This window comes from Rhizobium sp. ZPR4, assembly GCF_040215725.1.
Classification (GTDB): Bacteria; Pseudomonadota; Alphaproteobacteria; order Rhizobiales; family Rhizobiaceae; genus Rhizobium; species Rhizobium rhizogenes_D.
Genome location: NZ_CP157967.1, coordinates 3,602,083 through 3,617,627 on the forward strand (window position 1 = coordinate 3,602,083; position 15,545 = coordinate 3,617,627).

Annotated in this window: 8 protein-coding genes; 1 reads left to right on the forward strand and 7 read right to left on the reverse strand. The window is 62.4% G+C overall.

Annotated elements, in window-relative coordinates; genetic code table 11:
* The first annotated feature begins 49 nt into the window (after positions 1 to 49).
* Entirely contained in the window at positions 50 to 1,378 is a 1,329-nt protein-coding gene (locus ABOK31_RS17295) for a folylpolyglutamate synthase/dihydrofolate synthase family protein (RefSeq protein WP_349959009.1), read from the forward strand.
* Positions 1,379 to 1,623: 245 nt separating this feature from the next.
* Here ABOK31_RS17295 and trxA read toward each other — a convergent pair whose 3' ends face one another.
* The 7 genes from trxA to ahcY form a co-directional block, all read right to left on the reverse strand.
* Positions 1,624 to 1,944 carry a thioredoxin gene (trxA, locus tag ABOK31_RS17300; RefSeq protein ID WP_015338194.1) on the reverse strand — a complete coding sequence of 107 codons (321 nt, stop codon included), beginning with the start codon at positions 1,942 to 1,944 and terminating at the stop codon, positions 1,624 to 1,626.
* A gap of 75 nt (positions 1,945 to 2,019) precedes the next feature.
* On the reverse strand, positions 2,020 to 5,586 hold the full coding sequence (addA, locus tag ABOK31_RS17305) for a double-strand break repair helicase AddA (protein WP_349956876.1): 3,567 nt from the start codon (positions 5,584 to 5,586) through the stop codon (positions 2,020 to 2,022).
* Complete coding sequence (gene addB / locus ABOK31_RS17310) at positions 5,579 to 8,770, reverse strand: double-strand break repair protein AddB (RefSeq protein WP_349956878.1); 3,192 nt, start codon at positions 8,768 to 8,770, stop codon at positions 5,579 to 5,581. Before addB ends, addA begins: the two co-directional genes overlap by 8 nt.
* 4 nt (positions 8,771 to 8,774) lie before the next feature.
* Positions 8,775 to 9,506, reverse strand: coding sequence for a nucleotidyltransferase family protein (locus tag ABOK31_RS17315; RefSeq protein WP_349956880.1), 732 nt, complete (start codon positions 9,504 to 9,506; stop codon positions 8,775 to 8,777).
* A 75-nt stretch (positions 9,507 to 9,581) separates the two neighbouring features.
* The gene (gene tsaE / locus ABOK31_RS17320; protein ID WP_349956881.1) at positions 9,582 to 11,093 is read right to left on the reverse strand and encodes a tRNA (adenosine(37)-N6)-threonylcarbamoyltransferase complex ATPase subunit type 1 TsaE; all 1,512 of its coding nucleotides are present in this window, start codon (positions 11,091 to 11,093) and stop codon (positions 9,582 to 9,584) included.
* Complete coding sequence (locus ABOK31_RS17325) at positions 11,090 to 13,669, reverse strand: ATP-binding protein (protein ID WP_349956883.1); 2,580 nt, start codon at positions 13,667 to 13,669, stop codon at positions 11,090 to 11,092. Before ABOK31_RS17325 ends, tsaE begins: the two co-directional genes overlap by 4 nt.
* 317 nt (positions 13,670 to 13,986) lie before the next feature.
* The gene (gene ahcY, locus ABOK31_RS17330) at positions 13,987 to 15,387 is read right to left on the reverse strand and encodes an adenosylhomocysteinase (protein WP_349956884.1); all 1,401 of its coding nucleotides are present in this window, start codon (positions 15,385 to 15,387) and stop codon (positions 13,987 to 13,989) included.
* Positions 15,388 to 15,545 lie beyond the last annotated feature (158 nt).

The following is a 15,545-nucleotide window of genomic DNA, read 5'->3' on the forward strand; positions in this document are numbered from 1 at the left end:
GATTGCCGATGGGCGGAGGTGCGGGATGACGTCTATGGACCAGTCCGCAATGAGCGAGGCAGCACGCGAGATCGAGAAGCTCATGGGGTTGCACCCCAAGGGCTTCGATCTTTCTCTGGAGAGAATAACCCGGCTGCTCGACGTCCTCGGCAATCCTCATCAGAAATTGCCGCCGGTGATCCATGTCGCCGGCACCAATGGCAAGGGCTCAGTCACGGCCTTCTGCCGCGCGCTGCTCGAAGCCGGCGGCTACAGCGTACATGTCCACACCTCGCCACACCTCGTCAATTGGCATGAGCGCTATCGCATCGGCGTCAAGGGCGGTCGCGGCAAGCTCGTCGACGATGCCGTGTTTGCCGATGTGCTGAGGCGCATCGCCAAGGCCAATGACGGACAGAAGATCACCGTCTTTGAAATTTTGACGGCCGCGACCTTCCTTCTCTTTGCCGAGCATCCGGCCGATATTGCCGTGATCGAGGTCGGCCTTGGCGGTCGCTTCGACGCCACCAACGTCCTTTCCGATCCGGCCGCATCGGTCATCATGCCGATTTCGCTCGATCATCAGCCCTATCTCGGCGATCGCGTCGAACTGATCGCGGCCGAAAAGGCCGGCATCATGAAGCCGGGCCATCCGGTCGTCATCGGCCATCAGGAATATGATGCAGCACTTGACGTGCTGATCTCGACGGCCGAGCGGCTCCGTTGCCCGACCGCCGTCTTTGGTCAGGATTTTTCGGCCCATGAGGAATATGGCAAGCTGGTCTATCAGGACGAGTTTGGTCTTGCCGACCTGCCGCTGCCGCGCCTGCCGGGTCGCCACCAATATGGCAATGCCGCCGCCGCCATCCGTGCGGTCAAGGCCGCCGGTTTTGTCGTCACCGAAACGATGATGGAAAAGGCGATGACCTCGGTCGAATGGCCGGGGCGCCTGCAGCGGCTGACAGAAGGCGAGCTGATGCAGCATGCGCCCGAGCGCGCCGAGATCTGGGTCGATGGCGGTCATAATCCCGGCGCCGGCGAAGTCATCGCCGAGGCCATGGCCAATTTCGAGGAGCGACAGCCGCGGTCTCTGTTCCTGATCATCGGCATGATCAACACCAAGGACCCTGTGGGATATTTCCAGGCCTTTGCCGGTCTTGCAGAGAAGGTCTATTGCGTGCCGATCCGCGGCAGCGATGCCATGACCGATCCGGTCATTCTGGCGAATGCCGCCTATGATGCCGGCCTCATCGCCGAGCCGATGTCCAGCGTTGCTGAGGCTTTGGATGCGATCAAGGCTCAAGCGGTGCCGAATGTGCCGGCCCCACGCATTCTGATCGGCGGTTCGCTTTATCTCGTGGGCGATGTTCTTGCCGACAATGGCACACCGCCGCGGTAAGTCGCTGTTCACCACCCGCCCTCGTGGTTCGAGACGGCCCTGCGGGCTATTCCCTTATCTGGCGCGCAACTTGCTCCGCCCTCATCCTGAGCCCGTCGAAGGATCGGGGTGGCCCATCTGGCAAGCGCAAACACGACACGGTTGCTGGGGTGAGAAGCCTTGAAGGGCGAGGATGACCGTGCTCTCCAACCAACAAAAAAGCCCCGCCGAAGCGGGGCTTTTTTGTTTCATGCGATCGATACCGATCAGGCTGCGCTGGAAATCCAGTTCTGCAGGGCCGTCTTGGGGGCGGCACCGACCTTGATGTCAGCGACTTCGCCGGCCTTGAACATGGCAAGCGTCGGGATCGAGCGAACGCCGAACTGGGCGGCCAGTTCCGGATTTTCGTCGATATTGAGCTTGGCGACCTTGACCTTGCCTTCGAACTGCACGGCGAGCTCTTCCAGAGCCGGGGCGATCATCTTGCACGGACCGCACCATTCGGCCCAGAAATCAACGACGACAGGCTCTGCAGACTGCAGCACTTCGGTGGCGAAGTTGGAGGTATCGACTTTAACGGTAGCCATAGGCTGCTCCTTACCAGAATTTGCGGGTTGCTAGATATGTGATGGTGCGGTGCCCATATTTCAATATTTGGTATTTCACTTTGTCTCGAGCTCTGCAAGCGACAATGCAAGAGCCCTGTCCGACAGCGTGTAGATCGAAGCATTTTCGGTATAGACCAGCATACAGTCGACGCGCTTTCCCGGATAGAGCGGCGAAAGGATCTCGCGATAGATCGCAAGCTGGGCTTTGTGCGCGAAGGGAATGCTGTTTTCCTCACCGGGCGGCACGCGGTTCGTCTTGTAGTCGAGAATGACGACACGGTCGTCCAGCACAGCCAGCCGATCGATACGGCCGGAGACGGCGTAGGACTGGTTGCCGAGCTTCAGCGTGCCCATGATCGAGACTTCCGCCTGTGCATGGGTGCTGAACGTGCCCTGCAGATCCGGATGCGACAGCAGCGCCATGACGGAATTGATCAGTGCATCCCGTTCGGCCTGCGGCCAAAAGCGCGCGGCGCGCTCGGCATAGCGTCGGGCGGCATCGGCGCGCTCCTCCGGTGCGATCTCGGGCAAGGTCTGCAGCATCCGGTGGATGAAGCGGCCCTTTTGCAGGGCGCGATCCGACTTGGCTTTCTCGCCGAAAAGCGCCGAAGTCACCAGCAGATCGTCGGCTTCCTCGTCGATGACGGTGCCGACGCCGGATGGGCTGAGCGGCCGCGGCAAGCTTTTTTGCGGCGGCAGCGGCCGATGGAGACTGTCAGGCAGACCAACGCGCTCGGAACGCTTTTCATGCTCCCTAGCGGTCTCGAATTCGAGCTGAACCTGGGCAACCCGCCAGCTCAACCCCTCCCAGTCGCCGTCAGGTCCGGTGAAGGTCTTCTGTGCGCAGTGCAGCTCATCCCCACGCAACGCTGCGGAAATCATGGCGTGCCAGGTATCGGCATTTTCGCGGATGCCGCGATAGCCGCAGATGATCAGCCTATCGGCGGCGCGCGTCATGCCGACATAGAGCAGGCGGCGATATTCTTCCTCCGCTAGCGCCTGCAGTCGCGCGGTATCGGCCTGCGTCAGCGAATTGGCAAGGGCCGAGACCGGAACCCAGACCGGCAGCGGGATCTCATCTCCTCTGGTTTCGATCAGCCGCATCTTCGGCAGGTGCGTATGGGTGAAGGCCTTGCCGCCGCCATCGACGAGGAAGACGATCGGCGCCTCCAGCCCCTTCGAGGCATGCACCGTCATGATCCGCACTTCGTTGCGGCCCTTGTCCTGCTCGCGCTTGATCGTCGGCGCTTCCAGTTCCAGCGTCGAGATGAAGGATTGCAGGCCGGGCAGGCCGCTCGTCTCGTGATCGAGCGTGAAGGTCAGGAATTCGTCGAGGATATCGCTGACTTCGGTGCCGAGCCGCGCCAGAAACTGCCGTCTGCCGCCGAAGCTGCCGAGCACGCGCGCATAGAAATCATGGACCGGAAGGCTCTTCGACATAGCAAGGAAGGTTCTCAGGCGTTCGACCACCTGGCTTAAGCGCTCATGGCCATCCTTTGCAAAGGCCTGCAGGTGGCTCCAGACGCTTTCCTCGTCGCTGCGATAGGCCGCAACGGCAAAGACATCCTCTTCGCTCAGGTCGAACAAGGGGCTCTTCAGCAGGGCACAAAGCGAAAGATCGTCCTCCGGCAGCAGCAGGAAGCGGCCGAGCGCCAGAAGATCCTGAATGGCGATATGGCTGGTCAGCACCAATCTGTCGGCGCCGGCGACGGGAATGTTACCGCGTCGCTTCAGGGCGCGGGTCAGCGCGTTGACGAAGCTATCGCGCTTGCGCACCAGCACGAGAATGTCGCCGGCCTCGATGAAACGGGCCTTGCCCTTCTCGATGATCTTTTCCCGGCCGACAAGATTGCCGATCGTGTGCGCCATCCGCCGCGCCAGAATGGCGGCGGGCGCACTTTCCGGCGTCGAGTCGAAGGGTGCCGTCCAGTCTTCTTCCCTGGCCGCCGGCTCCGGCGCGATCATCTCCCAGAGATCGACGGCGCCGGGATGGCCGATGCGGCTGGAGCGATGCACCACGGGTTCGTTGACGGCGCTGAGGCCCCGGGCATTCTCCGGGCTGGTGAAGACGTGGTCGACCGCGCCGAGCACATCGGCTGTCGAGCGGAAGGAGAGGGGCAGCCGGATCGACGAGAATTGCTGGCCGCTCGCCGCCACGCGGCGCCGGGTGCGGTCGCTCTCCTCGGAAAACCGTTCGGGACGGGCGCCCTGGAACGAATAGATCGATTGCTTCTCGTCGCCGACGGCAAAGATGGTTCTGAGCGTCGGCCGGGCGCTGTCGCCGGAGAAGAAATCCTCCGCCAGTGACTGTATGACGCTCCACTGGATCGGGCTGGTATCCTGCGCCTCGTCCACCAGGATGTGGTCGATGCCCTGATCCAGCTTGTAGTGAATCCACGGCCCGACATCCTTCTTGGTCAGAAGATCGGCCGTGCGGGTGATGAGGTCCTCAAAATCGAGCTGGCTGCGCCGCTTTTTCAGCTCCTCATAGTCACGGTTCAGGCGATCGGCGAGAATTAGGGCTGCGTGAGTGGCGCGATACATCCGCATCAGCTTCAGCCGATCGCGGCAGGCAACAACATGGGCGCGTGCCTCAGCCACGGCATCGGCCAGTGCCGGTGCATCCGCGAGCATCGCCTTGACGAAGAACTGGCTGTCCGACTTCGGTTCGCCCTTGGCGGTCAGCACGGCTTTTTCGAGGATTTCGGCGCGCGCGATCGGATCTGTCTCGCGCTTGGCAAGGCGCAGTGCGTAGGCCACTTCCTGGGCCTTGGCGCCGCCCTTATCGTCGGCGAGTCTGAGGTAAAGCTCCAGCGTCGCGCCGGAGAGGCCCGGCAGCGGCCAGTATTGCTCCGCAATGCTCGTTTCCGTCTCGCCGGGCGAAAGGCCAAGACGAGCAAGCAACGCGGCCTCGATGCCGCCCTTGCGCTCGGCGCCTTCGGTAAAACGCCTGATAGCATTGCGATTGGCGACGATATCGCCGAGCAGCGTCTCAAGCCCGGATTCATCACCGAGGTCGAGCACAAAGTCGAAGGCCCGCGCCAGTTCGGCATCGCCATGGGGCGTCGTCGAGGTCAGCAGCGCACGGCGTGCATCGTCGAGCAGGACTTCGGCCGCCCGATCGTCGAGAACGGAGAAATGCCCGGCAACGTTGGCCTCGAGCGGGAATTGATGCAGCAGGGCTTCACAGAAGGCATGGATGGTCTGGATCTTCAGCCCGCCCGGCGTTTCCAACGCCTTGGCAAAGAGCCGGCGCGCCTCGGCAAGCTTGAAGAGATCCGGCTCCCTACCTTCGATATCGGCAATGCGCGTCTTCAGCTCTTCGTCCGGCATCGTCGCCCAGGCCGCCAGCCGGTCGAAGACGCGGTTGGACATTTCGGACGCTGCCGCCTTGGTATAGGTGAGGCAAAGGATGGCCGAGGGCCGCGCGCCTGCCAGAAGCAGGCGGATGACGCGTTGCGTCAGCACATGCGTCTTGCCGGAGCCGGCATTGGCCGAGACCCAGGCCGAGCGTTCGGGGTCGGAGGCGATCGATTGCTGGATGGTCGTCCAGCTGATCCAGACGCCGGGATCGTCGCTTTCCGGCAGGGTGGCGATGTCGTCGGCGGAAAAATCACTCATCGCCGCCGCCTTCCTGTTCGTTTTCAGCCGTCGACCATTCCGAGACGCGGGCGAGATGATCGTAGTCTCCGCCATATTCGAACTGCTGCGCCGGGATCAGCCGCGAGGAAAAACCCTTCTCGCCCGATTGCAGCAGCGAGACGAATTTTACCAGCTGGTCCATCGATTCCTGCGCGAGATCCATAGCCGACTTCGTTTCCGTCTTGCCGCCGCGGCTGGAGTGTTCGTTGTTGACCTGGTCGACCTTGAAGCGGTCGCCGGGCCGCAACCGCACATAAAGCAGGTTTTCCGGCACCAGCGCGCCAATATTGCGGAAGGCACCCGCTTTCAGCGCATAGGCTTCCAGCGCTAGCTGCGGATCGAGCAGGGCGCGCGCCTGTGGCGGCGAGGGATTGTAGCCGGTCTTGTAATCGATGAGGTCGGCGCCCTTGTCACTCTTGATGTCGATGCGGTCGGCAACGCCTGTGAGGCGGATGCCGATCGGCTCGATCTCGACGCCGGCCGGCACTTCAGTTGCCGTTTTGCGCACTTCGGCTCGCCGCTCCGCTTCCCAGGCAAGGAAAGCCCGCGCCACTTCGCGGAACCGCGGCCGCCAGACGCTGTCGATATGCACGGGCAGCCGCTCCGCATCGAAGAGATCGGCAATGATCCGATCCATGGCCAGCGCCGCATCCGGCGTGCCGGCCCTATGCCCCTCGCGGACGAAGCGATCGATGATCTTGTGGTAGAGCGTGCCGCGCTCGGCCGGGCCGGGATCGCGGTTGAACGGGTCGACCGGATCGAGCCGCAGCACGCGCCGGGCGTAGATTGAATAGGGATCGCGCCGCAGCCGGCCCACTTCGCTGAAGGAGTAGCTCTTCGGCTGCAATTCCACGGGTGGCTTCGGGGCGGGGCGCAGCGCCGGCGCCTGGTTTTCACCCTCGTCGATCATTGCGGCCCAATGGCGATACTGGTCGCCGCGGAGCTTCATGGCGTCCTCCAGCGCCTCGCCGCCGAGGGCGATCAGGCGCTGCAGCCAGCGCGAGGCGACCGTTGGCGTCGAGCCCTGGCGCAGGGCGCGGGAATAAATCAGGTCGCGCGTGCCGTTCGCCATCTCGAAGTCGTGTGCGAGCTGGCCGATGCGGCGCTCCGGCGGCTCCAGGCCGATCTCCGTCTTCATGCTGCGGGAAATGAAGGGGTTGTTCGCCGTCTGCCCCGGCCATGAGCCTTCGTTCAAGCCGCCGAGGATCAGCGTATCGACACTCTGCAGGCGGGCCTCCAGCGTGCCGAAGATGAAGAGGCGGGGATGGCTGAGTGCCCGCGGTTTCACCGCCTGGCCCACGCAGAGCGCCGCCATGATATCGATCCACTGCACGCCATCGGCTTCAAGCTGGCCGTCGGTCTCGATGACATCTCGGAGCAGGCTGGCAAGCGTATCCCCGGCCTCGCCCGACCAGAGGCCCGCGAGGCTGCCACGTTCGTCGACGGCCGCGGCTTCCAGCGCACGGCCCGTACGCTCGGCCCAGTCCGAAAGGGTCAGCAGCCCCTCTGAAGTCGGCAGGGAAAGTGCCGATACCAGCGGCTCGCATGCTGCGGTCACGCGCCGGGCCAGGGCGCGTGCATGCTCGATCGCCTCAGGCGGCAGCGCTTTGCGCCACTGCGGCGCATGGCGGTCATTGGCCTGCTCGGCCACGCGCTCATCGAGCAGAGCTTCCAGCCCGCCAATATCGACATTGGCGACGCCGCCCCTGAGCGCCAGGATCTCCAGCGCATCGACGCCCGGCCGGTGGGTTTCCGCGGGCAGGCCGAACGAGGCGAGGGGGTGTTTCAGCAGCGCCACGACGGCAACGGGATCGCCGGGGCGAAGGGACGCCTCCAGCAGCAATTGCAGCAGCGTGCCTTGCGGCGTGGCGTTGAGCGGCGTGCCGGCCGAATCGTCGGCGGTGATGCCGAAGCGGGCAAGCTCGGCAGTCACGCGCCGGGCGAGATTGCGATCGGGCGTGATCAGGGCCGCTTGGCTTTCGCCACCGTTGCGGGCGGGCTTCTCCAGCGCCAGCCGTAGGGCGATGGCGATCGCCGTTGCCTCTTCGCGCTCGTTGGCTGCTTCGATCAGCGCTACATCGGCGAATGCGTCCGTGATTGCATCGGGAGCGAGCGTCTTGCGCCAGCTTCCCCAACCGCTCGTCGCCTTGGCCGGTGCCAGCGCGCGCGACAGGATCTGCGCCCGCATCTGCATGACTTCAGCCGCATCCGCGATGGGCTCGACATCGCGCCGCGTGACGCGCAACCGCTTCAGGAGCAGCGAAAGACCATATTGCGGATGGCTGCGCGTGGTCGGGTCTGCTCTTTCGCCGATGGATGTCTCCGGCGCCACGAGCTGCCAATCCTCCTCCGGCATAGCAAGATCGAGACCGGGCAGCACGATCACGCCCTGCGGCAGGGCGGCAACGGCGGCGATCAGCTCTGCCGTCGCGGGCACGGAACCGGTCGAGCCGGCAATGATGACGGGCCCCGGATGCCGCATGGTCGATATCCGCTGCACTTCGGCGCGCAGGACGGCGTTGCGGTTACGGGCGGGCGAGGATTTGCCGAGCTCTTCGAGGCGCGCCGGCCAGAAGCTGCTGGCAATGCGCAGAAATTCCGCAGTCAGCTGCCACCAGAGCGCATGGTCTTCAGCGCTGAGATTGGCAAGCTCGCTCCACTCGCGATCCTCGGTTTCAAGGGAATCGATGAGTTCGGCGAGATTGCGCGCGAGCCAAATGGCATCCGCCGGGCTTGCAGGCGCCACCAGCGGCGAATCGGAATGGATGTCGCGCACGATCTGCGGCAGTTTGTTGCGCCAGGCGAGGATCAGTCGCGCCAGTTCCAGGAGACGGGCGGTATTGGCAAGCGGCTGCGCCAGATCGGCTGTTTCGGGCAAGGCTTCCTCGAAATAGCCGCTATCGTCATCGGTCTCGCCGAGCGGACGAATGACCGGCAGGATGGCGGAGCGGCCGCCAAGCAACTCGACGAATTCCGAGCGCAGCACGCGGGCGGCACGCCGCGTCGGCAGGAAGATGCTGACCTTGGCGAGCGACAGCGGATCATCCGGATCGTGGCGGAAATGCTCGGTCAGCCGCCCGTCGCAGAGCGCTGCCGCCAAGGTCTTCAGGAAGGGCAGGCCCGCCGGAATCGTCAGGATGCGCTGCCGGTGCCCGCCTGCCATAGGCTCACGCAAACGCCCGGAAGTTCCGGATCGTTTCCTCCGCCTCGCCGACAGCCTCCGGTGTTCCCACCGTCAGCCAGTGGCCGTCGAGCATGGTGCCGTAGAGTCGGCCGCGCGCGATCGCCTTGTCGTAATAGGTGTTGATGTTGAAAGCGTCACCGGGTGCGTCATCGAGAAACGAAGGATTGATGACCAGCGTGCCGGCGTAAACCACGCCGTTGCCCGTAACGGCGCTGTAACGCGAGAGACGGCCATCTTCAGCCATGCTGAAATCATTCTTGCCGTTGTGGCCCGTCGTCTTGTCCAAATCGACGCAGAGCATGCCGAAGTCCATGCGGCCCGCGTCGAAGAATCCGGCTAAGCGCTCTAGATTGGTCGGTTGACCTTCTTTCTCACCGATCCAGAAGAGATCCGAATTCATGACGAAAACGGGATCACGGTCAAGCAACTTCAATCCCTTGGCCAGCCCGCCGCCATTGTTCATCAGCGCATCGCGCTCGTCGGAGACCAGGATTTCAAGGCCGCGATAGCCGCGCAGGTGCGCCTCCATCTGGTCGGCATGGTGATGGACATTCACGACAGCCCGCTCGACACCTGCCTGCACCAACGCATCCAGTACATAATCGATCATCGGCTTGCCGGCGATCTTCACCAGCGGCTTCGGTATGGTGTCGGTGATCGGCCGCATGCGGGTTCCAAGCCCCGCGGCCAATACCATGGCTTGCTTGATGGTCATTTCGTCTCGAACTTTCGATTCGCTCTCTGATTTCCATAGCACAGGGCCGGAAAGCCGTCGCGGGGTCTCCGGCTGTTATGCCCGACCGATCCCGGCCTTCTCGCACCATTCGCGTAAGGGGGCGAGCGCTTCGTGTTCGAAGGCGATGGCGAGATAGGCGAGCGTGCGCGGCATGTGCTTCAGATATCCCGGCTTGCCGTCGCGTTGCAGCAGCCGCACCCAGAGGCCGGCAAGCTTGCAATTGCGCTGCGCCGACATGATCGCCCAGCTTTTCAGGAACTTGGCCTCGTCGAAGCCACCCTGGGCACGGCGCAGTGCGAGATAGTCTGACATCAACTGGTCATGCAGATCGCGCTCGATCGTCACCCGGGCATCCTGCACCAGCGAGGCGACGTCATAGGAGGTCGGTCCGATCATCGCGTCCTGAAAGTCGATGATGCCGACGCGCTTTATGCCCTTTTGATGCGCCCGCCAGATGATATTCGGCGAATGCATGTCGCGCAGCAGCAGGTTCTTTTCCGCGTCTTCGAGCTGATCGATGAGCTTGTCCCAGATCGCCAGATAGTCGGCGCGTTCCTCTTCGCTTGCCGGCGTGCCGCGCTTCCAGGGCAGATGCCAGTCGAGAAGCAGCCGCGCCTCCATCTTCATCGCGGTCCGGTCGAAATCCGGAATGTGATGGACGTGGTCCGGCGTGACCGGAATGTCATGAGGAATGGAAAGACCGTGCAGATGTGCGAGGCAGGCGACGCTTTCGCGATAGCGCTCGGCAATCGGCTTTCCCTCCGCGTCGAGCACGCCGTCGGTGCCGAGATCCTCGATCAGGAGGATGCCCTTGTCATAGTTGGCGGCAAGGATTTCCGGAGCGGCGAAACCGTTCTCTCTGAGGATATTGGCGATCGCCACGAAGGGATAGGTGTCCCAGGCAAGATGCGCGACCTTAGGATAGGGCTTGCCGTCAAGCACGGGCGGCCCTTCCGGCAAGCCCGGCCAATCCATCAGGATCACGCGGCGTCCTCCATCCTTCGGATAGACGGATTCGTAAGCCCGCAGCGAAGCATCGCCGGTCAGGAATCGCCTGACAGCGCCGCGATAGCCGTGCGCATCGAGAAAGGCGCGGATAGCAAGCACGCGCTCGATGCGCGCCATCTGCTTGGCCGGTGCCGTGATCATAACCCGCCGCCCGTCACCCTCATGCGTGAGCTTTAGGTCGATGCGTTCCTTCGGCAGCTCGCCTTCGGCCATTTCGGGCCATTCGACGAGGCAGATGCCGGTCTGCAGGGCCTCGTCGAAGCCGAGCTCCGCCAGTTCGCTGGGATCACCGAGGCGATAGAGATCGAAATGCGAGACGGGAATGCGCAGCTCGTAGGATTGCACGAGCGTGAAGGTCGGGCTCGGTACGTCCAGTTCGGCGTCGTCGGCCATGGCCCGTAGCAGCGCGCGCGCCAGCGATGATTTGCCTGCGCCGAGATCGCCTGACAGTGCCAGACAATCGCCAGCCTTCAAGGCCAGCGCCAGATCCTCGCCGAGCTCGGCCGTGGCGGCGTCATCTGCAAGAAAGAGGGAAATGCTGTTGTCTGAGGCTGTCATTCTGCTGCGACGGAATGGGGCAGGTCGGCCGAGGGGATTCGGCAGGTGACCGTCGTTCCCTTGCCGGGCTGGCTTTCGATCGAAACCTCGCCCTCATGCAGGCTGACGAAGCTTTCGACGATGGAAAGGCCGAGGCCCGCGCCGCTGCGCTTGCCGCCTTTGCCGCCGGAGGCGAAGCGGTTGAAGACCGTGTTGATCAAATCCTCGGGTATGCCTGGACCCTTGTCGACAACCGAGAAGACGAAATCCGCACCTTCGCGTCCGCATTTCAGCAAAATCGTCGATCCCTCGGGCGCGAAATTGGCGGCATTGGTCAGAAGTTTCAGCAGGATCTGCTTCAGCCGCTGTTGATCGGCAACGATGGAGCCAAGATGGGCGGGGACGGTGATTTCGAGCGTCACGCCGCTTTCCTGCAGCCGGTCGGCGATTTGTATCGACACTTCGTCGAGCAGGTCGGAGAGCAATATCTCGGAATAATTCAGCCGCATGATGCCGGCATCGAGCGTCGCCAGGTCGAGAATATCGTTGACCAGCGTCAGCAGCACCGAAGACGAAGTCGAGATATGGTCGATATATTCGGCCTGCCGCTCGTTCAGAGAGCCGATGCCCGGCGTCTTCAGGAGATCGGTGAAGCCGATGATGTTGGTCAGCGGCGAGCGCAGCTCGTAGGAGACGTGCTGGACGAAATCGTTCTTCAGCTCGTCCGCCTTCAGCAGCGCGTCGTTCTTTTCCGTCAATGCCCGTTCGGCGCGTACGCTATCGGTCTTGTTGACGAAGGTCAGCATGGTCTGGGCGTTCGGCAGCGGAATGACGGCGTAGTCGAGCACCAGATTGGAATAGAGCTCCAGCGTCCCTTGCGAGGATGGCCGCTCGTCGTCGAAACTGGTGATCTGTTCGGCAAAGCGCTTCCAGCCATCTGGCCGGTCATAGGAGGGAGCGCAGGCTTCGGCCAATGCCTGGATATGCGTATCCGGCTTCGCCTGCGCTTCGGTGATGTTCCAGAGGATGCGGAAGGCCGGGTTCGACAGGCGGATGCGGCCATCCGGACCGAAAACGGCAACGCCTTCGGAAAGATGGTCGATGGTTTCGCCCTGGACCTTGACCAGCGTATTGTAACGCGTTTCGAGATCGACCTGCTCGGTCAGGTTCTCGAATACCCAGGTGGCGCCGCCCTGCGGATGCGCCGTCGCGAAAACCCGGAGGATCTGGCCATTGGGCAGGTGCCAGAGATCCGTCTGCGTGTCGAGTGCGCGGTAGACCGAAAGGACGCCGTCCTTCCATGTCTTCCAGCTCAACTGTTCGGGCAGCTTCTTGGCGCTGCGCAGCCTGTCCAGAAGCTCGCTATTGTCGGGCCGCTTTTCCAGAAAGGCGATGTCGAGTTCCCAGAGCTGGACGAAAGCCTGATTGTAGAATTGCAGCCGCCTGTCGCCATCGAAGATCGCAACCGGGGTCGCCAGATGATCGAGCGTTTCAGCATGGCTTTTCAGCGTGCGTGCGAGTTCCGCGCGGACGGATTCCGCTTCGGACACGTCGATGGCGATCCCGGCCGAGCCGTTCGGGGCTTTGACGTCGACGACGTCGAAGAAGGTGCGGTTGCCATGGACGACCGTCGAGATCTTGTCGTGGAACGGCGATTCCGGCGTGGTGGCGGCGCGAATGCGCTCGCGGGTCACGGTCGTCAGGAATTCCCTTCCTTCTCGCACGGCCTCATCGGTCGAAACTGCTTCCACCGCTTCGCCATAAGCCTGGTTGACCCAGGTGAGCGTGCCTTCCGCATCGCGCTGCCAGACCGGCAGGTCGATGGCATCAAGCAGGTTCTGGAAGGTGGAGATCGATGTCATCAGCCGGTCGCGCTCGATCTTCAGCTCGGCGAGTTCCGCGCGCAGATTGTTGAGCGCGATGAAGCGGACGAAGGCACGCCCGCCGGAAATGCGGCCCTGCGCTTCCAGAATTTCGTCGCGGTTGGTTTCGACCACCATGTCGAAGCTCTGGCCGCTGCCGCGCAGCTTGTCGATCGCCTTGTCGAGTTCGCCGGCCGACCATGATTTCAGCCAGCGGCCGAAGGCGAGGAATTCGTTGTCTTGTGGCGCGCCCGTCTCGACCGGAAGCTGGCCGAGCAGTTCCGGCCGCGCATTCTGGCCGTCCCAGATGACGATGCGGCGGTTCTTGTCGGCGATCAGCGCCTGATATTGCGAAATGCGCTGATTGGCATCGGAGAGTGCTGTGCGGATCTCGCGGCTTTCATTCTCCATATTGCCGCGCTGGCGGACCATCCACATGGTCGAGAGGAGTGCAGCGGAGATGACGCCGATGATGACGGAGAAGACGGCCATTTCCGAGGAGGTGAAGAGGCGCATGCTCGTCTGCGCGGCATCATTGCTCTGCGCGAAAACGGGACCCGCCAAGCCGGTCACGAGACCGCCGAAAACGCTGAGCCGCAACAGACGGCTAAAGGAGGCCAGCCGGCCTTTGCCGCGCTTCGCTCCCGCCGAAAGCCGATCTGCACGGCCCCGCAGCAACTGCGCCGCCGCTTGGCGTAGCGCTGGTCGATGCAGGTTGTCTTCCCCTTCAAACATAAGAGGTCTGTCTCCGTCTTTCAGAGCATGAAGCCGAAAAGTGTAAGCGGTTTTCGGATGACATCATGCTCTACTTATTTGATTGTAGATCGGATTCAGATTTTAGGCCGAACAGACCTAAAATCATCCGGCTCTACTGTGCCGCATCCTGACAAGACATCCCATTTTCATGGCTCCAGGCACGCCCGGTTCGTCACGAATCAAGTGTAAAAACAATACTGCCTAAGGGAATCTGCGGGAAGGGAGCTGGCTAAAAAATAAGCCCCGGCATTTGTCAATGCCAGGGCCACAAGATGTTGTGGATACTGTTTTTGTAATCAGTATCTGTAGTGGTCGGACTTGAACGGACCCTTCGGCGTCACGCCGATATACGAAGCCTGCTCTTCGGAAAGCTCCGTCAGCTTCACGCCGAGCTTGGCGAGATGCAGGCGAGCGACCTTCTCGTCGAGGTGCTTCGGCAGCACGTAGACTTCGTTCTTGTAGTGGCCGGGCTTGGTGAAAAGCTCGATCTGGGCCAGCGTCTGGTTGGTGAAGGAAGCCGACATCACGAAGGATGGATGGCCGGTGGCGTTGCCGAGGTTGAGAAGGCGGCCTTCCGACAGAAGAATGATGCGGTTGCCCTTGGCGAACTCGACCATGTCGACCTGCGGCTTGATGTTCGTCCACTTCAGGTTCCGCAGAGCGGCAACCTGGATCTCGTTGTCGAAGTGGCCGATGTTGCCGACGATCGCCATGTCCTTCATCGCACGCATGTGATCGATGCGGATGACGTCCTTGTTGCCGGTCGTGGTGATGAAGATGTCGGCCGAGGAAACGACGTCCTCGAGCTGAACGACTTCGTAACCGTCCATGGCGGCCTGCAATGCGCAGATCGGGTCGACTTCCGTGACCTTGACGCGGGCGCCGGCGCCGGAGAGCGAAGCGGCAGAACCCTTGCCGACGTCGCCGTAACCGCAGACGACCGCAACCTTGCCGGCCATCATGACGTCGGTGGCGCGGCGGATACCGTCAACCAGCGATTCCTTGCAGCCATACTTGTTGTCGAACTTCGACTTGGTGACCGAGTCGTTGACGTTGATGGCCGGGAAGGGCAGCAGGCCCTTCTGGCTGAGCTGGTACAGGCGGTTGACGCCCGTGGTGGTTTCTTCGGTCACGCCCTTGATGGCGTCGCGCTGCTTGGTAAACCAGCCCGGCGAAGCCTGAAGGCGCTTCTTGATCTGTGCGAAGAGGATCTCTTCTTCTTCCGAATGCGGGTTGGAGAGCACGTCCTCACCGGCTTCGGTGCGGGCGCCGAGCAGGATGTACATCGTGGCGTCGCCGCCATCATCGAGGATCATGTTGGAAACGCCGCCATCGGTCCACTGGAAGATCTTGTCCGTGTAGGTCCAGTAGTCTTCGAGGCTTTCACCCTTGATGGCGAAGACCGGAACGCCGGAAGCGGCGATCGCGGCAGCGGCATGATCCTGCGTCGAGAAGATGTTGCAGGATGCCCAGCGCACTTGAGCGCCGAGTGCGACCAGCGTCTCGATGAGAACGGCCGTCTGGATCGTCATGTGCAGCGAGCCGGTGATGCGTGCACCCTTCAGCGGCTGCGCTTCGCCGAATTCGGCGCGGCAGGCCATCAGGCCCGGCATCTCGGTTTCGGCGATCGTGATTTCCTTGCGGCCGAAGTCGGCAAGGCCGATATCCGCGACGATGTAGTCCTTTTCAGTGCTCATGAAGGTCTCCAGCCTGAACGATGCAGTCGCGCCGCGGGCAGACGCCTCGGCCGAATGCAACAAGAATTGCACGCTGACAGCGTGTGGATGATGCCGTGTAGCAGGCTTCAGGGTGGAAATCAATAATGATATAAAGAAGTCTTTATGTCTTTATATCC

Coding starts and splice junctions, on each gene's coding strand:
- tsaE (WP_349956881.1), bottom strand. CDS start 11,093: ATGACAGCCTCAGACAACAGCATTTCCCTCTTTCTTGCAGATGACGCC.
- addA (WP_349956876.1), bottom strand. CDS start 5,586: ATGAGTGATTTTTCCGCCGACGACATCGCCACCCTGCCGGAAAGCGAC.
- addB (WP_349956878.1), bottom strand. CDS start 8,770: ATGGCAGGCGGGCACCGGCAGCGCATCCTGACGATTCCGGCGGGCCTG.
- trxA (WP_015338194.1), bottom strand. CDS start 1,944: ATGGCTACCGTTAAAGTCGATACCTCCAACTTCGCCACCGAAGTGCTG.
- ABOK31_RS17315 (WP_349956880.1), bottom strand. CDS start 9,506: ATGACCATCAAGCAAGCCATGGTATTGGCCGCGGGGCTTGGAACCCGC.
- ahcY (WP_349956884.1), bottom strand. CDS start 15,387: ATGAGCACTGAAAAGGACTACATCGTCGCGGATATCGGCCTTGCCGAC.
- ABOK31_RS17325 (WP_349956883.1), bottom strand. CDS start 13,669: ATGTTTGAAGGGGAAGACAACCTGCATCGACCAGCGCTACGCCAAGCG.
- ABOK31_RS17295 (WP_349959009.1), top strand. CDS start 50: ATGAGCGAGGCAGCACGCGAGATCGAGAAGCTCATGGGGTTGCACCCC.